Origin of the sequence: Burkholderia sp. RS01 (genome assembly GCF_039748055.1) — a bacterium.
In the GTDB taxonomy this organism is placed as follows: domain Bacteria; phylum Actinomycetota; class Actinomycetes; order Actinomycetales; family Micrococcaceae; genus Arthrobacter.
The window spans coordinates 76,638-96,967 of record NZ_JBDLAK010000013.1 but is presented as its reverse complement, the minus strand read 5'-3'; the positions used below and the strand labels follow the sequence as shown (position 1 = coordinate 96,967).

Annotated in this window: 19 protein-coding genes; 7 read left to right on the top strand and 12 right to left on the bottom strand. The window is 67.8% G+C overall.

The window, feature by feature from the left end:
* Positions 1 to 2 precede the first annotated feature (2 nt).
* The 7 genes from ABFP37_RS13625 to ssd all read right to left on the bottom strand — a co-directional run bounded on the left by ABFP37_RS13625 (position 3) and on the right by ssd (position 5,729).
* Positions 3 to 374 (bottom strand): Rv3654c family TadE-like protein, encoded by a 372-nt coding sequence (locus ABFP37_RS13625; RefSeq protein ID WP_347033895.1) that lies wholly within the window; start codon positions 372 to 374, stop codon positions 3 to 5.
* Complete coding sequence (locus tag ABFP37_RS13620; RefSeq protein ID WP_347033894.1) at positions 371 to 769, bottom strand: TadE family type IV pilus minor pilin; 399 nt, start codon at positions 767 to 769, stop codon at positions 371 to 373. The genes ABFP37_RS13625 and ABFP37_RS13620 overlap by 4 nt, the downstream gene beginning before the upstream one ends.
* Before the next feature lie 185 nt (positions 770 to 954).
* Entirely contained in the window at positions 955 to 1,239 is a 285-nt protein-coding gene (locus ABFP37_RS13615) for a DUF4244 domain-containing protein (RefSeq protein ID WP_078026534.1), read from the bottom strand.
* Between the two features lie 153 nt (positions 1,240 to 1,392).
* Positions 1,393 to 1,809 (bottom strand): type II secretion system F family protein, encoded by a 417-nt coding sequence (locus tag ABFP37_RS13610; protein WP_347033893.1) that lies wholly within the window; start codon positions 1,807 to 1,809, stop codon positions 1,393 to 1,395.
* A 355-nt stretch (positions 1,810 to 2,164) separates the two neighbouring features.
* Positions 2,165 to 2,827: a hypothetical protein gene (locus ABFP37_RS13605; protein WP_347033892.1), complete on the bottom strand. Its 663-nt coding sequence runs from the start codon at positions 2,825 to 2,827 to the stop codon at positions 2,165 to 2,167.
* Positions 2,828 to 3,081: 254 nt separating this feature from the next.
* Positions 3,082 to 4,458, bottom strand: coding sequence for a TadA family conjugal transfer-associated ATPase (locus ABFP37_RS13600; protein ID WP_185982178.1), 1,377 nt, complete (start codon positions 4,456 to 4,458; stop codon positions 3,082 to 3,084).
* Entirely contained in the window at positions 4,455 to 5,729 is a 1,275-nt protein-coding gene (gene ssd / locus ABFP37_RS13595) for a septum site-determining protein Ssd (protein ID WP_347033891.1), read from the bottom strand. The genes ABFP37_RS13600 and ssd overlap by 4 nt, the downstream gene beginning before the upstream one ends.
* A gap of 215 nt (positions 5,730 to 5,944) precedes the next feature.
* Between ssd and ABFP37_RS13590 the strand changes: the two genes are divergently transcribed.
* On the top strand, positions 5,945 to 7,690 hold the full coding sequence (locus ABFP37_RS13590) for a bifunctional 3'-5' exonuclease/DNA polymerase (protein WP_347033890.1): 1,746 nt from the start codon (positions 5,945 to 5,947) through the stop codon (positions 7,688 to 7,690).
* 204 nt (positions 7,691 to 7,894) lie between these two features.
* Positions 7,895 to 8,092: a YegP family protein gene (locus ABFP37_RS13585; RefSeq protein ID WP_078026538.1), complete on the top strand. Its 198-nt coding sequence runs from the start codon at positions 7,895 to 7,897 to the stop codon at positions 8,090 to 8,092.
* Positions 8,093 to 8,098: 6 nt separating this feature from the next.
* Here ABFP37_RS13585 and ABFP37_RS13580 read toward each other — a convergent pair whose 3' ends face one another.
* Genes ABFP37_RS13580 through ABFP37_RS13570 form a run of 3 tightly spaced genes read right to left on the bottom strand, consistent with a single transcriptional unit; the run spans position 8,099 to position 11,263 of the window.
* Positions 8,099 to 8,776 (bottom strand): CoA pyrophosphatase, encoded by a 678-nt coding sequence (locus ABFP37_RS13580; RefSeq protein ID WP_078026539.1) that lies wholly within the window; start codon positions 8,774 to 8,776, stop codon positions 8,099 to 8,101.
* Positions 8,773 to 9,585, bottom strand: coding sequence for an endonuclease III (nth, locus tag ABFP37_RS13575; RefSeq protein WP_078026540.1), 813 nt, complete (start codon positions 9,583 to 9,585; stop codon positions 8,773 to 8,775). The genes ABFP37_RS13580 and nth overlap by 4 nt, the downstream gene beginning before the upstream one ends.
* Positions 9,586 to 9,595: 10 nt before the next feature.
* Positions 9,596 to 11,263, bottom strand: coding sequence for a hypothetical protein (locus ABFP37_RS13570; RefSeq protein WP_347033889.1), 1,668 nt, complete (start codon positions 11,261 to 11,263; stop codon positions 9,596 to 9,598).
* A 433-nt stretch (positions 11,264 to 11,696) separates the two neighbouring features.
* Between ABFP37_RS13570 and acs the strand changes: the two genes are divergently transcribed.
* From acs to ABFP37_RS13545, 5 genes are all read left to right on the top strand, one after another.
* Positions 11,697 to 13,694: an acetate--CoA ligase gene (acs, locus tag ABFP37_RS13565; protein ID WP_078026731.1), complete on the top strand. Its 1,998-nt coding sequence runs from the start codon at positions 11,697 to 11,699 to the stop codon at positions 13,692 to 13,694.
* Positions 13,695 to 13,890: 196 nt separating this feature from the next.
* A complete protein-coding gene (locus ABFP37_RS13560; RefSeq protein ID WP_078026732.1) occupies positions 13,891 to 15,201 on the top strand; it encodes an extracellular solute-binding protein in 1,311 nt (436 codons plus the stop codon).
* A 12-nt stretch (positions 15,202 to 15,213) separates the two neighbouring features.
* Positions 15,214 to 16,185, top strand: coding sequence for a sugar ABC transporter permease (locus ABFP37_RS13555; protein WP_347033888.1), 972 nt, complete (start codon positions 15,214 to 15,216; stop codon positions 16,183 to 16,185).
* On the top strand, positions 16,182 to 17,090 hold the full coding sequence (locus ABFP37_RS13550; protein WP_078026542.1) for a carbohydrate ABC transporter permease: 909 nt from the start codon (positions 16,182 to 16,184) through the stop codon (positions 17,088 to 17,090). Before ABFP37_RS13555 ends, ABFP37_RS13550 begins: the two co-directional genes overlap by 4 nt.
* A 6-nt stretch (positions 17,091 to 17,096) precedes the next feature.
* Positions 17,097 to 17,927, top strand: coding sequence for a DeoR/GlpR family DNA-binding transcription regulator (locus ABFP37_RS13545; RefSeq protein ID WP_347033887.1), 831 nt, complete (start codon positions 17,097 to 17,099; stop codon positions 17,925 to 17,927).
* 22 nt (positions 17,928 to 17,949) lie between these two features.
* Here the strand turns inward: ABFP37_RS13545 and ABFP37_RS13540 are convergent, their stop codons facing one another.
* Both ABFP37_RS13540 and ABFP37_RS13535 read right to left on the bottom strand, forming a co-directional pair.
* Positions 17,950 to 18,969: a LacI family DNA-binding transcriptional regulator gene (locus ABFP37_RS13540; RefSeq protein ID WP_347033886.1), complete on the bottom strand. Its 1,020-nt coding sequence runs from the start codon at positions 18,967 to 18,969 to the stop codon at positions 17,950 to 17,952.
* Positions 18,970 to 18,983: 14 nt separating this feature from the next.
* The gene (locus tag ABFP37_RS13535; RefSeq protein WP_347033885.1) at positions 18,984 to 20,186 is read right to left on the bottom strand and encodes a Gfo/Idh/MocA family oxidoreductase; all 1,203 of its coding nucleotides are present in this window, start codon (positions 20,184 to 20,186) and stop codon (positions 18,984 to 18,986) included.
* Between the last annotated feature and the right edge of the window lie 144 nt (positions 20,187 to 20,330).

The window sequence follows — 20,330 nt, the reverse complement described above, 5'->3', positions numbered from 1 at the left end:
GCCTACGGTGGCGGCCCCGCCCGGGCGTGCCCCGCAGCCGAGCCGAGAATTGCGCCGGCCGTCAGTTCGGTACGAACTTCGACAGACTGATCACCTCCCTCGACACAACTGGCCAGCCTCGCGTCGTGACGGGCTGCTACGGCGGCCGCTACAGGGCACGGTTCCCCGGCCGAAACACCACGGAGTGCGTCCGCCGCTGCCAGGGCGGCGAGGTCGGCCGCTGCTGCCGCCCGGGAGGCCATCACGGCTGCCTGCGCCAGCATGAGAAGCAGGACCATGGCCACGAGGACCACCAGGCCGAGCCCGGCAGCCAGCACAGTGCCCGAGCCCCGCTCTGAATCCTGCGCCCCGCCCGGCTGTTTATTCCGGTTCATATGTGCCCCTTGGCGGCGAGCTCCGCCCCAGAGCGGGATAGGGCCGGAATCATGGTGGGCGGGAACGAGAGGGATTCCGCCGTTTCGCCCCGCGCCTCAGCCCTGGCTGTCAGTGTCCACGGAACCACGCTGCCAAACGGTCCGGTCACGCGGTCCGACACCGTAACGCTCAGCCATTCGCCGTCCGCCACCACAGCCGCCGATGCCGTGGCCCCTGCCAGCTTCCTGACCATTCCCTCGACGGCCGGCGGCTCCTCTCCCCGGGCCAGCGCCCGCGCGCCGGCCCGTGCCGCCTCCTCTAACCGGAGCTGGGTAATTCCTGCCGCAGACCCCGCCAACAGCATGGCCAGGAGCAGCATTACGGCAGGAAGCGCAACGGCGAATTCTGCGGTCACGGCACCTCCGGTGTTTCTTTCGCGGACGCTCCCGCGGCCGCGGGGATTCCCCGCCCCGCGGCCGCGGGGATTCCCCGCCCCACAGCCCGGTCGCCGCCGCGGCTTCCTGCTCCGAATGCCTCCGGTCCGCGCCGGCGGTGCCGCCGCCACCGCGGCCGCCACCAGCGGGGCCTGCGGATGCGGGCTCACGGCAAGGCCAGCGCCGTACGGATCAGGTTGAGCAGGAAACCCCGGACTTCGTCGCTGCGCAATATGAACACCAGCAGGCCGGCGAATCCGACTGCGGCCAACGTGGCGATGGCATATTCCGCCGTCGCCATCCCGGCTTCCGAGGCCATGAGACGCCTCCGGGTGCGCGCTTTGATGCGAGGCGCCGAACTGGCTCCCGGATAGATCTCCCGGACAGCTCCGTCTCCGCTGTCCTGGTACAGGGGCCGGGCCTCGCTGATGCTGTTTTGGTTCAGGGACATGGTTTTTCCTTTCTGGATACCGGCGGGATTGCCGGTTTATCCGACTGTTCCGTCTGCCGCGCAGGCGGGTAAGTGATGAATTCGCCCAAGTGGAAAAGCACTCGGCGTGCCGCTTTGTGGAGGAGCAGTGCCCGGTGGGCAGCGGCACGGCGGTCAGGCTCCGGAGGGCACCAGCGCCAGGAGCACGGGGACGACACCCAGGCAGATGAACGCCGGGAGGGAGCAGAGGCCCAAGGGAATCACGAGCTTGACGCTGAGCGATGCGGCGCGCTTTTCGGCGGCACGGAACCGTTCACGCCTCATTCTGGCGGCCTGGGCATAGAGAATGGCCGAGGACGGCGCACCCGTCAGCGCGGCGAATCCCAAGGCGTCGCGAAGGGCAAGTATCTCGGGCGAGCGTGACTCAGAACTCCGCCATGCGGTATCCCAGTCAGCTCCGATGGCCATGGCCCCCACGACGGGCCTTAGGGAGCGGCTGTACTCGGGCGAAGCCGCGGCTGCCACCAATTCCAGAGACCGTCCGATCCCTGATCCGGCGTCGAGCATGGCCGCGACCAGCTCCAGCATCATCGCGGTGTCACGCAGGCCGGTCCCTTGCCCGGTGGGAGCGGGCCTTCCGGACGCCCCGCCATGTGTCCCAGTATTCAGAATCAGTCCGTTTCCGCTGAGAAGGCGCCTACGCGTGCGTGAATGACCCGTAAAGGCGAGCGCCGCAGCAGCAGCCAACACCATGGCGGTGATCGCAGCTGAAAGAATCGCCCCGGTCATGTGACGGGACCCGTCGTGCCAGGATGTCGTGACGCTATTGCCGCGTCAAATGGGGGCGGCGCCGGGGCCGGAATATGTCTCCGGCCGGGTCTTCGCGCCAGCCACGGGACTGTAGCCGGGCACCGTCCTGCCGTTTGCTCGTCGCGTCGTAGCCCGCTCATGGCACTCCTGCTCCTGCCGCGGCCCGCACGAGCCTGGCCGACCACAGCCTGCCGGCAACGGTGAGGACGATGCCTGCAACAAGTGCCGCAACGCCGATCGGCGTTCCGAGCAGCATCGCCAGCGGATCCACGCCAAGGCAGAACCCCAGCCCGAGTCCGAGCAAGGGAAGCCACGTCAGCAGCGTAACTGTCGCTTTGGGGCTGGCGAGGGCAGTCTGGCGGGCTGCCTCGGCGTCGTCCTCCACCTCGAGCTGTGCCGCGAAGCGGGTCAGCACGTCCGCCAGCGGACAGCCGCTGGCCTCAGCGATATCGAAGCAGGCGGCCAGCTCCTGCCAGATCCGCGGCTCGCGGCTGCCGGCAGCGTGGCCGGATGTCGCCGCGGCAAAACGAACGGCCTCGGCCACGGGCGAGCCGCGCATTGCCGCCCCACGGGCAGCAGCCAGGACCGCCGCGGAGCCGGGACTGAGCCGCGGCCTGGCGGGAGCTCCGTCGGCGGGACCGGAGCCTCCGTACACCAGGCACAGTTCGTCCCACAGACGGGCCGGAGTCCGCCCGCCCTTCAGCAGGGCAGCAAGCTGCTGGACAACTACTGTGAGGGACACCGCGGCGACCTTGCGCCGGCGGCTGAGGCCCAGGCTTCGGCCACTGCGGCCAGTCATTGAAAAGTCCTGACCATCCCAGGCGCCGCGGCCGTTCCATCGGCGATGGTACTGGGACGGCGCGCCGTCGGGAGGAAATCCTTGGGTGGTCGGGGACCCGGTGTTTGCCCAGCCTCTCGCTCCTCCCCTGCTCCGGGCGGCCCGGCTCCCGGCGGCGCTCCCGGCGAAGGCTCTGCGGACCCTGCGCCGCAACCCGTGCGGTGGCCGCAGGATCAACCAGAGGGCAATGGCCATCACACCAATGAGAACGGCGGTCACGCCGCAGCCCCCTTTGTTCCGAGCTCCTCTTCCGTTTCCCGCTCTGGGTCACGCGGCAGAACCCACGCCGCCTGCGGCTGCGCCTGCTGTGCCTGCGTTTGTTCGTGAGCCTGGGGTGCCAGCCGGGGATCCATGCCAAGGCGGCGGGCCAGGCCCTCCCACGCCGGGCCCGCCACGAGCTGTCCGCCCGAGTTCTCCAAGGCCACGGCCACGCCAAGTTCGCCGGACGCCTCCGTGATGACACCCACGCAGGCCACGTACCGTCCGTGCCGGGATCTGGCCACATGCACTACGGCGTCCACCGCGCTGGCGACCTGCAACCGGACAGCGTCCTGTCCCAGCCCCGCCAGCGCCCCGAGCGCAGTAAGCCGCGCAGGCACGGCGCCGGCTGCGTTGGCATGGATGGTCCCGCCGCCGCCGGTATGTCCGGTGTTCATCGCGGTCAGGAGTTCCCGCACCTCAGCACCGCGGCATTCCCCCACCACTAGCCGATCCGGACGCATCCTCAGCGCCTGGCGCACCAGCTCACCCAGATCCACCGCGCCGCCGCCTTCCAGGTTGCCGTGGCGCGATTCAAGCTGGACAACATGCGGGTGGACCGGGTTCAGCTCGGCAGCGTCCTCGATGAGGACCAGCCGTTCACCGGGATGACAGAGTCCCAGCAGCGTGGAGAGCAACGTGGTTTTACCTGACCCTGTGGCACCGCTGACAAGAAAGCTCAGCCGCTGCGCCACCATGTTCGCCAGCACAGACTGCACCAGGGGGCCGAACATCCCGCCCTCCCGGAGCTCGTCCATGGAAAAAACCTGTTCGCGCCGGATCCTGACGCTCAGGAGCGTCCCGGATGCGGAGATGGGAGGCAGGACTGCATGCACGCGGTAGCCGCCCTCGAGCCGGACGTCCACGCAGGGCGATCCGTCGTCCAGGCGCCGTCCGCCGGCCGCGACCAGCCTGGCCGCCAAGGCCCGGACCTGCGCTTCGCCAGCGAAGACCACCGGTGCCCGCTCGATCCCCCTGCCGCGGTCGAGCCACACGGAGCCGGGCGAGTTGACGAATATGTCCGTCACCGACGGATCCCTGACCAGCTGCTGCAGGGGCCCGAGGCCGTTTAGTTCGGCGCTGATCCGTTCGACGGCTGCGAGGGATCCGGCCGTGCCGAGCAATTTGCCGGTGGCCTGGACCGCGGCCGCCACGCGCGAAGGGGTGACCGGCCCGGCGTCGGCCATGACGGATTCGCGAACGGTTTCCAACAGCCCCGCGTCCAGAACCCTCGCCGCCCTCCGCCGGCCGGCGCTCTCCGTCAGGCCGGCGCCTGCGTCAGCGCCGGCTCGCTTTCCGAAGCTTGGTTCCGGGACTCCCGAGTGTGCACTCACCGGATGTCCCCGGCCAGCAGCTCATCGTCGAGCAGGTCCAGCACCGTCGCCGCGAAACGCCGCACGCTCTTACGCTTGCCGTGTTCCAGAAGACGACCGAGTTCGGCGGCCGCAGCGGTGCCACGCACTTCCGGCATCCGGCCGTGCAGCGGAAGCCCCACGGACTCCGCAATCAGGGCGCCGTCCAGCGCGACGCCGGTTTTGCCCCGGACAAGCAGCGCCGACTCCACCGGCGGAAGCTCCTGCAACAGCCGGGCAGCAGCGACAGCCGCCTTCAACTGGGCCGGGACCACAATCAGCAGCCGGTCGCAGTCCCAGGCAAATGTCCGCAAGGGTTCGGCATTCCGACCGATATCGACGATGACCAGCTCGTAGCCCCGCCGTGCGGCGTCGAGCACGCCGCCGACGCTGGCCGAATCGACGGCCGGCGGCCTTTCCCTGGTGCCGGGCCACGACAGGAACGAAAACCCGCCGGCCAAGGGCAGCGCGTCAGCTAGCTGCTCGGGATCGATGCTGCCACTGGCATCTGAAAGGTCCGGCCAGCGGAGGCCCGGCGACTCTTCGGCCGCCAGGGCAAGTTCGAGCCCGCCGCCCCAAGGATCGGCGTCCACGAGCAGGACCCGTGCGCTGAGGCCAGCCGCTGCCTGGGCGAGCCAGATCGCCGCCGTGGTGGCGCCTGCGCCTCCGCAACCTCCGGTGACTCCCAGGACAACCCCTCCGGCCTCGGGTGCCCGTGAGCGGCTGAGGTATTCGGCGAGCCAGGCCGCGGCGTCCGGGAGGACGGCCACGCGCTGTGCGCCCAGGGCTGCTCCGAGGTGCCACAAAGCGTCCCCTTCTCCGCTCAGACCAACGAGAACGGCAGGTGCGCGGCGGCGCGGGGGCAGTTCGCGGATATCGCTGCCCACCAGCACCGCCGCGGCAGAGTCCCAATACGGGGAAGCCTCCGCGACGCCGGCCGCCACGCGCAGGCGGCCTCCGGCAGCCGCCACGATCCGCTCCACCTCGGCCCGGAGAAAATCGAAGGCGGTGACCAGCAGTACCTCGTTCGCCTCGGCGGGAAGCCAGGGGTCCGGGCCACGGCCGCTCTGCCGGATCCTCGCCGCTCGTTCGGCAGCTGAGGCTGGCCGGACGACCGGAGAGCGCCCGGCCGTCCGGTCCGGCGCCCCGCCCGCCGTGCGCTGTGCGGGGATGCCGGGACCGTCCGTCCGGGCCGCGGGAACGATATCCGGCTCGGACGCGCTTTCCTGATTCCGTGCGTGATGCCTGCTCATGCACACACTCTGCCCAAGAGATCACCGGCCGGTCAGTGTCGGAGCGTTCTATGTGGACAACCGGTCGGCGCGGGGGGTCGGCGCGGGGGGGCAGGGGCAAGACATGTCCTCCACAGGGCGGCCGATCCCGTCCGGATCGGGTCCACGGCGTACCGCCGGAAGGCCGGAAAGCGAGGCTGCTCAGAACAGCAAGCGTGGCAAGGCAGAATTGATGCATGTATCTGTTGCTCGCCGCCCACGCTGACGGCGCAGTCATACAGGAGCTCACCGCCGCCGGCCTGCCGAATCCCGGCAATCCGGAACCGCGGATCATCAGCCGAAACCCCGCTGCAGAAGCCTCCGAAACCACCCACGCCAGCGGAACCGGGCTCGCCGCCGTCGTGCGTGAACTCGAAAAGCGGCGGCCGCGCTGGATCTGGCACCGGACGCAGGACTGGTACCCGGCACTGCTGCAGGCCGGCGTCGAACTGGAGCGCTGCTACGATCTCGCGCTGTGCGGCGCCATCCTGGCGCATTCGGAGTTCACGGCGCACACGTCCTATGCGAAAAACGCCGAGAAACTGACGCAGGATGACGACCTCCAGCCGCCGCGCGCGCTTCAGCCGCCGCCTCCCCCTGCCGACCAGGGCGCGCTCTTCGACAACCCGGCCCGGGGACCCGGACCGCGACATACCCTCGGGGAGCTCCGCGCCGAATACGCCGCCCAGCAGGAGGCGCTGGGCGGCGCGAGCGCCGACGGCAACCGGAGGCAGCGGCTCCAGCTCCTGCTCGCCGCCGAATCGGCCGGGGCCATGATCGCCGCCGAAATGCAGCATGCAGGCGTGCCCTGGCGGGAGGAACTGCACCAGCAGATTCTCGCCGACTACCTGGGCCCCCGCCCGCCGCTCGGACACCGGCCCGCCAAGCTTGAGGCGCTCAACACCGAACTCCGGCGGCTCCTGAACTCGCCAAGCCTGAATCCGGATTCCCCGCAGGAACTCATGCGCGCCCTTCACCGGAACGGGATCGAGGTGAAGTCCACCAGGCAGTGGGAGCTGAAGGGGTCCAGCCATCCGGCCATCGAGCCCCTTCTGGCGTACAAGAAACTCTCGCGGCTGCACACCGCGAACGGGTGGGCGTGGCTGGATGCCTGGGTGAAAAACGGCCGGTTCCAGCCCGAATACGTGGTGGGCGGCGTCGTATCGGGGCGCTGGGCGTCACGCGGTGGCGGCGCGCTGCAGATCCCCCGCCAGATCCGCGGCGCCGTGCACGCCGACCCCGGCCACAAACTGATCGTCGCGGACGCCTCCCAACTCGAGCCGCGTGTTCTGGTTGCCCTCGCCCAGGATTCCACTATGGCCGAGGCGGCCCGTGACCAGGACCTCTACGCGGGCATCGCCGCCAAGGGATTCGGCGGCGACCGCGGCAAGGCCAAGATGGCCCTGCTCGGCGCCATGTATGGCGCCACCTCCGGCGAAGCAGGCCGGCTCATGCCGCAGCTTGTGCGGACGTACCCGCGCGCCGTCGGCTTCGTGGAGCGGGCCGCCCGCGACGGCGAGGCCGGGAAGACGGTCACCTCCCGTCTGGGCCGCAGCAGCCCGCCCCCGTCCGAGCGGTGGCTCCTCAGCCAGCGGTCCACCTCGGCGGAAGAGCAGCGGCGCGCGGATTCCATCGCACGTTCGCGGGGGCGGTTCACGCGCAACTTCGTGGTGCAGGGCTCCGCGGCGGACTGGGCCGCCTGCTGGCTGGCGGAATTACGACGGCGGCTGCGTACCTTGCGCGCCGACGGCTCCGCTTCCGGGGAGCTCGTCTTCTTCCTGCACGATGAGGTGATGGTGCATGCCCCAGAGGCCGCCGTCGATGCATGCATCAGGGCGATCGAGGAAGCCGCCAACGCCGCGAAGGAACTCCTCTTCGGCCCGATTCCGGTGGAATTCCCGGTCAGCGTGGCCGTGGTGGATTCCTACGACAACGCGAAGTAGCGGCGCAGGGCGTGAGGGTAGCCGCTCAACGGCGGGAATTAAAGTCACATCCGCCGCTACGGACACGGACCGTTGAACGGAGTAACGTACCCGCTAGTAGCTCGCCCCCTGTGGCACATGACACTAGGCTCGGAGGTGGCCGGGCAGTGGCAGAATCGTTGGCCCGGCAGGTGCGATGAAGCATTACCAGGGGGTTCCACGCCAATGGCGGGCAGGTTTGAAATACACCAGGACGACGAGCAGTCCTACAAATTCCGGCTCGTAGACGGGGACGGCAACGTGGTGGCCGTGTCACCGCGGTTTAAGACCGTTTCCGGGGTTGTCGACGGGATCAACGCGATGCGGGAAAACGCCGCAACGGGACTCGTGGTAGACCTGCGGAGACCGCAGCCCCAAGGCTAGCGAGGGCTAAAGTTCCAGCTGGTGCAGCCGGGTCCGGTCCCACGGTACGGCCCACCCGAGCTGGTCGAACAGTTCGTTCAGGATCATGCCGGTAAAGCCCCAGACCACCACTTCCTTCACGGTGAAGGCCGGACTCTGGAAGGTCTGGTTCATCCGGGTGACGGTGGCCATCGCCCGGTTTTCCGGGTCCAGCAGGTCCCGGACCGGAACCCGGAAAACCTGGGCGGACTCGCCGTAGTCCACCACCCGGACGGGCGACGGCGAAGCCCACCAGCCGAGGACAGGCGTCACGAGGTAGTTGCCGCGGGGCAGCGCCAGTTCGGGCAGGACCCCGAGCACCTCCACTCCGCCCGGATCCACGCCGGTCTCCTCCTCCGCCTCGCGCAGCGCCGCCGCAACGGGTGACTCGTCCGGATCGATGCCGCCGCCGGGAAACGCCACCTGACCGGGATGGTCGTCCAGCGTGTGCGCGCGCTCAAGGAGCAGGACGTCCAGGTCCGCGGCAACCAGCGGTTTTCCCGAGGCCGCCGGGACGTCGTCCAGCGCTCCGAACAGGATGAGCACGGCGGCCTTCCGTGCCACTGACGCGTCCACGGTGAGGGTCCGCCAGTAGGGGTTCCGGGCCGGGCCGGTTCCTGCGTTGATGGAGTCGACGAGGTCCACCAGGTCCTGGCGGGCAGTCACGGGGACCTCCGCTGGGATTCCATCCGGATTTCGGCGGCGCGGTGCGTCTCGGCCAGGAGTTTGCCGAGGAGCTCCTCGTTTCCCGGCGCAAGCTCATACTTCAGAAGCTTCGCGGCTTTGGCCGGGTCCGTTTCGCCCAGGCCAAAGCTGGGACACCAGTTGGCCACGGCGCAGGCGCCGCAGGCAGGCTTCCGGGAATGGCAGACCCGCCGACCGTGGAACACCACGCGGTGGGACAGCATGGTCCAGTCCCTAGGCTCGAAGAGCTCGGCCACGTCGGATTCGATGCGAACGGGATCGTCGGACCCGGTCCAGCCGAAGCGCCGCGCCAGGCGTCCGAAGTGCGTGTCAACGGTGATGCCGGGAATGCCGAAGGCATTTCCCAGCACCACGTTCGCGGTTTTCCGTCCGACGCCGGGAAGCGTCACCAGATCTTCCAGCCGGCCGGGGACCACGCCGTCGAACTCGTCCACGAGCCGGTTCGCGAGGGCCAAAAGGTTTTTCGTCTTGGCCCTGAAGAAGCCGGTCGGCTTGATGATCGCCTCCAGCTCCGCGGCGTCGGCCTCGGCCATGGCCCGCGCATCGGGGTAGCGGGCGAAAAGCAACGGCGTGATGAGGTTGACGGTCACGTCGGTGGTTTGCGCGGACAGCACCGTGGCCACCAGGAGCTCAAACGGGTTCCGGAAGTCGAGCTCGGCGTGGGCATAGGGGTACTGCTCGGCAAGGGCCCGGTTGATTCGCCGGGCACGCCGCTTGATCGCCAGCGCTGACTCGCCGGACCGGGGCCCGGCACCTTCGGAGGCGGCCACGGGAGGCCGGCTAGCCGCGCTCGATGTTGCTGAGATCGCGCAGGACGCCCACGCGGCCGTCCGTGTGCTGGACCAGGAACTCGTCGCCCCGGTCCTCGAGCGCCAGCACCCAGCCGCCGGGCTCGATCCCGAACAGGGGTGCGCCCGTGCGCTCATCCACGGCCGTCCGGTGCTGCGCCACCGCGAACCAGAATGCCTCGTGGACCGGCTGCTCTTCGGCCTCCTCGGGCCGGCTTGCGGGATCGACCGTGGCGCCGATCGGCTCCTGCGACTTCACCTGCTCCTGCGGCTTCACCTGCTGATGGACGGCGGTGGCAGGAGTGGCCGACGCCGCCGAATGCGGCATGGCGCCGGTGGCGGCATCAGTGGCCGCGGGCCGGTTCCCTGTCGCCGTCCCGGCTCCGGCGGCTGCAGCAGCGGTGACCGGGGTGCCGTCCAGCTGCGTCACTTCGGCGGCCGGCGCTGCCGGTTCGGCTGCCGCAGGCCGGGCGGCGGCCGGCGCCTCTGCGGAAGGCACGACGGCGGCAGGTCGGGCGGCGGCCGGCGCTTCTGCGGAAGGCACGACGGCGGCAGGTCCCGTTTCGGGGGACGCTGCGGCGCTGCTGGCTGCATTCGCGGCGGGCCAGGCACCAGCGGACGGGGTAAGTCCGGCACCTGCAATGCCGGCACCGGCGGCCGCGCCCCCGGCCGTTGCAGCGCCGGCTGTTGGAGCGCCCGCGGATGCGGCGCCGGCGGTCGGTGTACCGGCCGTCGGGGCGGCGGTTCCCGGTGCATGGGCAGCGGCCTGGCCGCCGAACTTGTGGCCGCCAAAAATCCGGCCGGCTGCCTTATGGCCGCCCGCCGTCGGGCTCTGTTCAGCTGACTTGCCCTGCTCGGCTGGTTTGCCCTGCTCAGTTGGCTTGGCCGGTTTGGGTGCCTTCGGTGTCCGGACGGGTACGGCGGACTCGCGGGCGGTGATGTGGGCCGGCACTTCGGCCCGGTCCAGGAAGTCCCCGGCGAAAAAGGGGATGAACCTGGCCAGTACCGTGGCGGCAAACAGCACCAGCGCGCCGATGAGGGCCACGAGCAGGCTGGGCGTGAACGCCCCTGCAACGGAAAGGAAGAAGAAAGCCACGGCAAAGGATGCCACCACCGAGCCGAACTGATCGACAGACAGCGAGCCGATCCGGACCTTCGTCTCCGGAGCCAGCCGGCGGGCCACAAACAGCGCCGCAAGGATGAGGGGCAGCACGATCCCCAGCCCCAGGAAGAACAAGCTCCCCAGGTTCCACAGGTTGTAGCGGACGGCGAACATCGGAATCAGCGATGCGATGAAGAGAATCAGCGTGGCCCCGAAAACGGTCAGGTCACGGACGGTAAACGGACCAAGGACCGCAACGTTCCGCACCCCGGGCCCCCTGCCGCCAGCGGAAGCATTGGACGGAGAAGCAGCGGAGTTCGCGAACGCCCCGCCCTGCGGTTTCATGAAGCGGACGTCGCTACCGGCGGCCGGCGCAACATCCCGCGGCGTGTCCCGGTGTCCGGTTGAATCCTTCTCGGCTCCGGCCTGCGCGGCGGAACCCTGCCCGGCTGGTACCTGCTGACCCAGGTCACGCGGGGCCGGACCCTGCTGACCGGAATCCCCCTGGCCCGGACCCGTTTGACCTAGACCCGGCTGGCCGTGGCTTTGCTGATTCATACTGTTCTCCTTAGCGTGGCGGCATCCGGGCGGCTGTCCAATGCCCGGCGACGCCTAACGGCCGGCGGGCCAGACCTCAAACGGTCAGGCTGCCTCCGGCCTCTGTCACGAGTCCATCTCAGCCTAGCCAAGTGCATGGATGATCACTAGCTGACGGGCCGCGGCGGGGCGCCCCCGGCACGCCGTTCCGGCCACACCCCCGCACGGACGCCGCGTACGCAGGGCAACCATTCGTCGCTAATAACGCACCGTTCACTGTTCACTATGTGACGCGGCACACGTGGCTGAACCCGAAGGGGCTAGTCTGTTTTCGGAACAGCTCTTTGCGGTATGTCCGCGATCGGCCGCTGCCCGGCGCCGCGCACAGCGGCAGGGTGACAGCCGGGGCCGGCGCATCCCGCGCTGCAAAGATCGATGAATGATGAGGTTCACCATGTCCCAGGACACTCCCGGCTCGACGGCCACCGCCGCCGCCACCAGCCAGCAGGGCGATGCACTTGAAAACCTGCTGCACGAGAACCGCAAGTTTGCCCCGACCGCGGACTTCGCCGCCAACGCCGTCGTTGGCGCGGAAGCCTACGCCGAGGCCGATGCCGACCGCCCCGCCTTCTGGGCAAAGCAGGCGCGCGAACTGCTGACGTGGAACAAGGACTTCACGCAGGCGCTCGACTGGTCCAACCCGCCGTTCGCGAAGTGGTTCGTCGGCGGCGAGGTCAACGCCGCCTACAACGCCCTGGACCGGCACGTGGAGAACGGGCTCGGCGACCGCGTGGCCATCTATTTCGAAGGCGAACCCGGCGATTCCCGCTCCTACACCTACGCCGAGCTGACCGATGAAGTAAAAAGGGCCGCCAACGCGTTCGAGTCCCTCGGTGTTGCCAAGGGTGACCGCGTGGCCGTTTACCTGCCCATGATTCCGGAGGCCGTGATCACGCTGCTGGCCTGCGCCCGGATCGGGGCAGTGCATTCGGTGGTGTTCGGCGGCTTCTCCTCTGACGCCCTGCGGTCCCGGATCGAGGACGCCGAAGCCAAGCTGGTGGTCACCGCCGACGGCACCTACCGGCGCGGCAAGCCCAGCGCCCTGAAGTCCGCCGTGGACCAGGCCCTGGCCGCGGACGGGCACAGCGTGCAGAACGTGGTGGTGGTCAAGCGCAACGGCCAGGATGTGGACTGGCACGAGGGCCGGGACCACTGGTGGGCCGACACCGTCGGGGCGGCCTCCACCGAACACACCGCCGTGGGCCACGATTCCGAACACCCGCTGTTCATCCTCTACACCTCCGGCACCACCGGAAAGCCCAAGGGCATCCTGCACACCACCGGCGGGTTCCTCACCCAGACCGCGTACACCCACAAGGCCGTGTTCGACCTGCACCCGGAAACGGACGTCTACTGGTGCACGGCCGACGTCGGCTGGGTCACCGGCCACTCCTATGTCGCGTACGCGCCGCTCATCAACGGCGCCACGCAGGTCATGTACGAGGGCACGCCCGATTCCCCGCACCAGGGCCGCTGGTGGGAGATCGTCCAGAAGTACAAGGTCTCCATCCTCTACACCGCCCCCACGGCCATCCGGACGTTCATGAAGTGGGGCCGGGACATCCCCGACAAGTACGATCTCTCCTCCATCCGGGTCCTGGGCTCGGTGGGCGAACCCATCAACCCCGAGGCCTGGATGTGGTACCGCGAGGTCATCGGCGGGAACAACGCACCCATCGTGGACACCTGGTGGCAGACCGAAACCGGGGCCCAGATGATCGCCCCGCTGCCCGGCGTCACGGCCACAAAGCCCGGCTCGGCGCAGGTCCCGCTGCCCGGCATCGCCGTGGACGTCGTGGACGAGAACGGCGCGTCGGTGCCGAACGGCCACGGCGGCTTCCTGGTGATCCGCGAACCCTGGCCGGCCATGCTGCGCGGCATCTGGGGCGACCCCGAGCGCTTCAAGGAAACCTACTGGTCCCGGTTCGAGACCATGTACTTCGCCGGTGACGGCGCCAAGAAGGACGAGGACGGCGACATCTGGCTCCTGGGCCGCGTGGACGACGTCATGAACATCTCCGGCCACCGCCTCTCCACCACGGAGATCGAGTCCGCCCTGGTGAGCCACCCGGCCGTGGCGGAGGCCGCCGTCGTCGGAGCCGCGGACGAAACCACCGGCCAGGCCGTGGTGGCGTTCGTCATCCTGCGCGGCGACGCCGTGGACTCCGGCGACGAAATCGTCCAGGACCTCCGCAACCACGTGGGCAAGGAGATCGGCCCCATCGCCAAACCCAAGACCATCCTGGTGGTGCCCGAACTGCCCAAGACCCGCTCCGGCAAGATCATGCGCCGCCTGCTCAAGGACGTCGCCGAAGGACGCGACACCGGAGACGCCACCACCCTGGCCGACAACACCGTCATGGCCCAGATCGCGGCTTCACTGAAGAAATAAGCACAAAACCGCACTTTGCAGGGCCCGGCCGCACGCAGCAGCCGGGCCCTGCCCGCGCCTGCCCGTCGGGCTGCCCACCGACTTTTCATCGGCACGGATAAATGTTGCTTTTCGATCTTTCCTGTTCTCTTTTGCGAGGTTATAGTCATTCCTATGTGAGGTGCCTCACAACCAGCTGAATTTCAAGGGAGAGATCATGGCAGCACACACAGCACCGTCCCTCACCGCCGGCCCGGGCCGACGCACAATCCTGAAGACCATGGGCGTGGGTGTTGCCGGGCTGGCCGGCGTGCCGCTGCTGGCAGCCTGCACCGGGGGCACCGGCCCCTCCGGCGGAGGCACTGATTCCTCGGGACTCACTTTCGGCTCAGGGTCCTCCGACGAGGTTCCCAAGAAGGCCTACCAGGCAGTGACCGACGCCTTCACGAAAAAGACGGGCAAGACCGTTAACACCAACGTGGTGCCGCACAACGACTTCCAGAACAAGATCAACTCCTACCTGCAGGGCTCGCCGGACGACACGTTCACCTGGTTCGCGGGCTACCGGATGCAGTTCTACGCCGGCAAGGGCCTCCTCGCTCCCGTCGATGATGTCTGGGAGAAGATCGGCGGAAATTTCTCGGATGCCCTGAAGAAAGCCTCCACCGGCCCTGACGGCAAGATGTACTTCGTGCCGAACTACAACTACCCGTGGGGTTTCTTCTACCGCAAGAGCCTCTGGGCGGAGAAGGGCTACGAGGTTCCGGAAAATTTCGATGCCCTCAAGACGCTGGCGGCCAAGATGAAGGCCGACGGTATCATCCCGATCGGCTTTGCCGACAAGGACGGCTGGCCGGCCATGGGCACGTTCGACTACATCAACATGCGGCTCAACGGCTACCAGTTCCACGTGGACCTCTGTTCACACAAGGAATCCTGGGACCAGCCGAAGGTGACCGAGGTGTTCACCACGTGGTCCGCGCTGCTTCCCTTCCAGGACCCGGCAGCGCTGGGCCAGACCTGGCAGGACGCGGCCAAGTCACTGGCGGCCAAGAAGACCGGCATGTACCTGCTCGGCTCCTTCGTCACCCAGCAGTTCACGGATCCCGCCGTGCTCAAGGACATCGACTTCTTCCCGTTCCCGGAGATCGCCACTGAAGGCCGCGACGCTGTCGAAGCCCCCATCGACGGCCTGCTCCTGTCCAAAAAAGGCGGCGAGAACTCGGCGGCGCGCCAGTTCATGGAATTCATCGGCACGCCCGAGGCCCAGGACGCCTACGCCGCCGTGGACCCCTCCAACATCGCCACCGCCAAGGGCGCGGACACTTCCAAATTCAGCGAGCTGAACAAGAAATGTGCCGAGACCATCGCCAACGCCAAGTCCATCAGCCAGTTCTTCGACCGTGACGCCCTTCCCGCCATGGCCAACAACGTCATGATTCCCGCCCTGCAGACCTTCCTCAAGGACGGCAAGATGGACGTCAAAAACCTCGAGGCCCAGGCCAAGACCCTCTACGCGGCCCAGTAGCAGGGGACCGTCATGAGCACTACAGCAAGAGACCTGGTCCCACCGGAATCCAGGGCACCGTCCGGAGCGCAGGCCAAGGGCGTCAAAAGCGGGAAGGTCCGGCGGCTTTCCAAACGGGACAAGATCGTCCTGACCCTGATGGTCGGCATTCCGACGCTCATCCAGCTCGTTTTTGTCTGGCTGCCCACCCTGATGTCCATCGCCCTGAGCTTCACGCGCTGGAACGGACTGGCCTTGACCGACATCAGGCCGGCAGGCCTCGGTAACTACCAGTACATCTCGCAGGACTACCCGCCGTTCTGGCCGGCCATGCAGCACAACCTGCTCTGGCTTGCGTTCCTGGCCCTCGTGGCCACGCCGCTGGGACTCCTGCTGGCTGTGCTGTTGGACCAGCAGATCCGCGGCAGCAAAATCTACCAGAGCATTTTCTTCGCTCCCGTAATGCTGTCCCTGGCCTTGATCGGCATCATCTGGCAGCTCTTCTACCAGCGGGACAACGGCCTGCTGAACTTCCTGCTGGGCACGTCCGGCACCCCGCAGGCCGTTGACTGGTTCGGTGACTCCTCCGTCAACATCTGGGCAGCCCTGATCGCCGCCACCTGGCGCCATGCCGGCTACGTCATGCTGCTGTACCTGGCCGGCCTCAAGGGCGTCGACCCGAGCCTCAAGGAGGCCGCGGCGATCGATGGCGCGAACGCGGTGCAGACGTTCTTCCGGGTGGTTTTCCCGGCCATGCGCCCCATCAACGTGGTGATCGTCGTGATCACCATCATCGAGTCGCTGCGTGCGTTCGACGTCGTCTATGTCATCAACCGCGGCACCAACGGCCTGGAGCTGATCAGTGCCCTGGTGATCCAGAACCTGGTGGGAGAGGGGCAGGTGATCGGCGTCGGCTCAGCCCTTGCGGTGGTCCTGCTGGTGATCTCCCTGGTCCCCATCGTCTTCTACCTCAGCCGCACCTTCGGCAAGGAGAACAGAGCATGAGCACCACGGCCCGCGCAGGCGTTCCGTCCGTGGCGGAGCGCCGTTCCGGCAGCAAGCCAAAACGGCATTACGGAACCCACATCTTCCTCACGGTCATGGCCGTCATGTGGCTCATTCCGCTCGGATGGGCTCTCTTCACGGCCCTGCGGCCCATCGCCTCCACCAATGAATACGGCTACTTCAGCATCGCCGGAGACTTCAACTTCGACAACTTCGTCCAGGCCTGGACGCAGGGCGGCATCGCGAAGTACTTCTGGAACTCGGTGATCATCTCCGTTCCGGCGGTCCTGCTGGTGCTGTTCCTGGCATCCATGATGGCGTTCGCCGTCAGCCGGGTGAGCTGGAAGTTCAACGTCACGCTGCTCATCATGTTCACTGCCGGCAACCTGCTGCCGCCCCAGGTCCTGGCGGCGCCGCTGTTCGAGATGGCCAAGCATTTCGAAGTGCCGTACGCCTTCAGCGATTCCGGCAACATGCTGAACACGTACATCGCGGTCATCGCCGTGAACACGGCCTTCCAGATGGGCTTCTGCACGTTCGTCCTGTCCAACTACATGAAGGCGCTCTCCCCCGACCTGACCGAGGCCGCACTGGTGGACGGGGCGGGCATCTGGCGCCAGTACCGGGAGATCATCATGCCGCTGTGCCGGCCGGCCTTTGCCGCGCTCGGCACCTTGGAAGTCATCTTCATCTACAACGACTATTTCTGGCCCCTCATCTTCATCCAGAGCGGCGACAGGCTTCCCGTCACCACGGCCATCAACAACCTCCAGGGCGAATTCCTGAACGACTACAACCTGCTGGCGGCCGGAGCCGTGATCACCGTTATTCCGACGCTGATCGTCTACCTGCTCCTGCAGCGGCAGTTTGTTGCCGGGCTGACTCTTGGTTCCAGCAAGGGGTAAGCGAAGATGGCAGGAGCAGCCACGCCGCCGCCGTCACCGCTTGAGAGGATTCCGATGCTTCCCGCCGCCCGCCACCAGTCCATAGTGGATGCCGTCCAGCGCGAGCGCGTGGTCCGTGTCTCGGACCTCGCCCAGCTGCTGGGCGTGTCCCTCATGACCGTGCGCCGGGACATCGAAACGCTGGAGGAAAGCGGGCAGGTGGAGCGGATCCACGGTGGCGCCAAGCTGCCCGGCGACGCCAGCACCCACGAGCCCGGATTCGAACTCAAGTCCACCCAGCTGACGGCGCAGAAGCGCGCCATTGCCGTGGAGGCCGCCAGCATGGTGCATGAGGGCATGGCCGTGGCCCTCAGCGCGGGCACCACCACCTGGGCGCTGGCCAAGGAGCTCGTGAACGGCCCGCGGATCACCGTGGTGACCAACTCGATCCGTATCGCCGACCTCTTCCACCACGGTGCGGCGTCGGGCGGCCCGCGGCACAGCTCAACTGTGATCCTAATCGGCGGCGAGCGCACGCCGTCGGACGCGCTCGTGGGACCCATTGCCACCGCGGCGCTCAGGCAGTTGCACCTGGACCTGCTGTTCCTCGGCGTGCACGGCATGGACGCCGAGGCCGGCTACACAACCCCCAACCTTCTGGAAGCCGAAACCGACCGCGCCTTCGTGGCCGCCTCCCGCAAAGTAGTGGTCCTGGCCGACCACACCAAGTGGGGCACCCAGGGCATCAGCACCATCGCGGAACTCGAGGAAGCCGACGAGGTGATCAGTGATGCCGGCCTGTCCGGCGAAGCCCAGCGCATCCTCCGCGACCGGGTAAGCCGGCTGCGGCTCGTCTAGGCCGCGATCCCCTGAAACTTCGTCAGCCGCAGCCGCAGGACTGCCGGACCAGCAGCCGGGTCGGAAAGACCTGGTGCCGCGGCGGTTCGGCACGGTCGGTGCCGACAAGCGCGCGCACTGCGGCCTCCGCCATGGCGCGCACGGGCTGTTCAACAGTGGTCAGCGGCGGCCACGAATACTCAGCCTCCACCGAGCCGTCGAAGGATGCCAGCGCCACGTCGCCGGGCACGGCCAGTCCCGCTTCATGGAGGACCCGGAGTATGCCGATCGCCTGCATATCCGAGCTCGCAAAGATCGCCGTTGGCCGGTTCGCCGAGGCAAGGAGCCGCTTGCCGGCCGCGTACCCGCCGACCCGGGTGAACGCGCTGCGTGCGATCGGCCCTTCGGGCAGGCCGGCGTCCTTGAGGGCCCGCAGCCACCCGTCCTCACGGGCGTCCCCTTCGTTTCCCGTGGTGGTACCCATCGCCAGGCCGATGTTGGTGTGGCCGTGCCCGATCAGGTGCTCCACGGCGGTGCGGGCCCCTTCGGCCAGGTCCACGCCCACCGTGGTGAAGCCTGCGGACCTCTCGCTGTGGCTCAGAAGCACGGACGGTATCTCCGCAGCCTGCAGGTCAGCCAGGTCCGGGTCCAACAGCACACTCGCCAAAACCACCCCGTCCACCTGCCGGGCGGCGAGGTTCCGGATGTTCCGGCGCTCCTTGGCAAGGTTCCCGTCCGAATTCGTCAGGAAGAGCGCGAAGCCCAGCTCTGCCGCCGCGTCCTCCACGGCATGGGCCAGCAAGGAGAAGAAGGGGTTGCTGTTGTCCGGGATGATGAGGCCGATGGTCTCCGTTGAGCCCAGCTTTAGCGCCCTCGCCGCCGCGTTGGGCCGGTAGCCCAGGAGCCTGATGGCCTCCTGGACCCTGGCTTCCGTGGCTGGCGCTACCTTCTTGGGGCCTCCGTTCACAACGTAACTGACGACGGCGGTGCTCACCCCGGCGTACCGGGCAACATCCTTGCGGGTCACCTGGGTTCGCGGGGCGGGCACTGCCGGAGTCGTCATGGTGTCCATGCTAGCTACTGCGCCGCCGGGGCATCGCCGAAGTCGCGGATGGCCAGGCGTTCGCCGTTCTGCTGGGCCGAGGCATGGGCCACGATTCCGGGAAGCGTGAACCGAGCGGCCACCCAGGCGTTGACGGGCGGCAGCGTGCCGGTGTTGACCGCCGTCACGAAGTCGTCCACCAGGAACTGGTGGCTGCCTTCGTGGCCGGTCGGGGCTCCGAGGTATTCGTCCGGCAGCCGTCCGCGGTCGTGCACCGGGGCAAGCCCGGAGATGAAGGCGTCGCGCAGTTCGGGGGCAACGCCGGCCAGCGAGGGATCATCCAGCGGGATGCTGGGCCGGGTTTCCACCTGGTCCGAGATGTCGTGGACGTTTTCCTTGTCCTGCCACACCGTCACCGTCGCGATCTGCTCGAAGCTGGCCTCGGTGCCGAAAAAGCGGAATCGGGACTCACGGATGTGGGACGGGTAGCCAACCCGGCGCATTTCGTTGGTGCGCATCGCACCGCCGTCGTTCAGTTCGAACAGCGCCGTGGCGTTGGAGAAGTCGTTGCCGAACATGCTCACGTCCTTGTCGAACACGCCGTCCCCGCGGTCGTCCTTGACGCCGATGCAGCTGACGCTGACCGCGTGCGACGGCAGCACCCCCAGGACGCCGCCGATGGCATGGGTGGGGTAGAGCATGGGCGGGTAGCTGGCGGTCTCCTTCCAGCGGTCGCCGCCGCTGTACTGGTAGGCATCATAGAAGCCGAGGTCCATGTCGTGGACGTAGTCGCCTTCGCTGTAGAAGATCCGGCCGAATTTGCCGGCGGCATGCTCGTTGCGGGCATAGACGGTGGCCGGGTTGTAGTAGCTGGTCTCCCCCATGGCGTAGACGAGCCCGGTTTCCTTCACGGCCTCGATGATGCGTTCGATCTCCTCTTCGGAAACCGCCATGGGCACTGCCGAGTAGACGTGCTTGCCGGCGCGCAGCGCCTGCTCCACGAGCGGCCCGTGGGTCCAGCGCTGCGTGAAGATGGCGACGGCGTCGACGTCGGACGCCAGCAGTTCCTCGAAGCTGTCCATGGTTCCGTCGAGCCCCCACGTTGCTTGGGCGGCCGCGGCCCGTTCCGGCCGTTCGTCGACGACGTAGACCTCCGTGACTCCCGGGTGGAGCTTAAAAAGATGGGCGAAATGGCCGCCGAACTGTCCGACGCCGACGACTCCGATTGAAAACGCCATTGTTTACCTTTCCCTGGCTGGCCCGCAGGTCCGGGCGCGAATGGCCCTAAGTGGGCTTGTTGAGAGTCTTGCACTGCAATCTACTCGAGTCAACGAATTAGCCAAGTGGAAACGTAACTTTCAATGCTTGCGGGAAGAAAAGCT

Coding starts and splice junctions, on each gene's coding strand:
- ABFP37_RS13615 (WP_078026534.1), bottom strand. CDS start 1,239: ATGTCCCTGAACCAAAACAGCATCAGCGAGGCCCGGCCCCTGTACCAG.
- ABFP37_RS13625 (WP_347033895.1), bottom strand. CDS start 374: ATGAACCGGAATAAACAGCCGGGCGGGGCGCAGGATTCAGAGCGGGGC.
- ssd (WP_347033891.1), bottom strand. CDS start 5,729: ATGAGCAGGCATCACGCACGGAATCAGGAAAGCGCGTCCGAGCCGGAT.
- ABFP37_RS13585 (WP_078026538.1), top strand. CDS start 7,895: ATGGCGGGCAGGTTTGAAATACACCAGGACGACGAGCAGTCCTACAAA.
- ABFP37_RS13540 (WP_347033886.1), bottom strand. CDS start 18,969: ATGACGACTCCGGCAGTGCCCGCCCCGCGAACCCAGGTGACCCGCAAG.
- ABFP37_RS13570 (WP_347033889.1), bottom strand. CDS start 11,263: ATGAATCAGCAAAGCCACGGCCAGCCGGGTCTAGGTCAAACGGGTCCG.
- ABFP37_RS13560 (WP_078026732.1), top strand. CDS start 13,891: ATGGCAGCACACACAGCACCGTCCCTCACCGCCGGCCCGGGCCGACGC.
- ABFP37_RS13610 (WP_347033893.1), bottom strand. CDS start 1,809: ATGATGCTGGAGCTGGTCGCGGCCATGCTCGACGCCGGATCAGGGATC.
- ABFP37_RS13605 (WP_347033892.1), bottom strand. CDS start 2,827: ATGACTGGCCGCAGTGGCCGAAGCCTGGGCCTCAGCCGCCGGCGCAAG.
- ABFP37_RS13535 (WP_347033885.1), bottom strand. CDS start 20,186: ATGGCGTTTTCAATCGGAGTCGTCGGCGTCGGACAGTTCGGCGGCCAT.
- ABFP37_RS13550 (WP_078026542.1), top strand. CDS start 16,182: ATGAGCACCACGGCCCGCGCAGGCGTTCCGTCCGTGGCGGAGCGCCGT.
- ABFP37_RS13590 (WP_347033890.1), top strand. CDS start 5,945: ATGTATCTGTTGCTCGCCGCCCACGCTGACGGCGCAGTCATACAGGAG.
- acs (WP_078026731.1), top strand. CDS start 11,697: ATGTCCCAGGACACTCCCGGCTCGACGGCCACCGCCGCCGCCACCAGC.
- ABFP37_RS13545 (WP_347033887.1), top strand. CDS start 17,097: ATGGCAGGAGCAGCCACGCCGCCGCCGTCACCGCTTGAGAGGATTCCG.
- ABFP37_RS13555 (WP_347033888.1), top strand. CDS start 15,214: ATGAGCACTACAGCAAGAGACCTGGTCCCACCGGAATCCAGGGCACCG.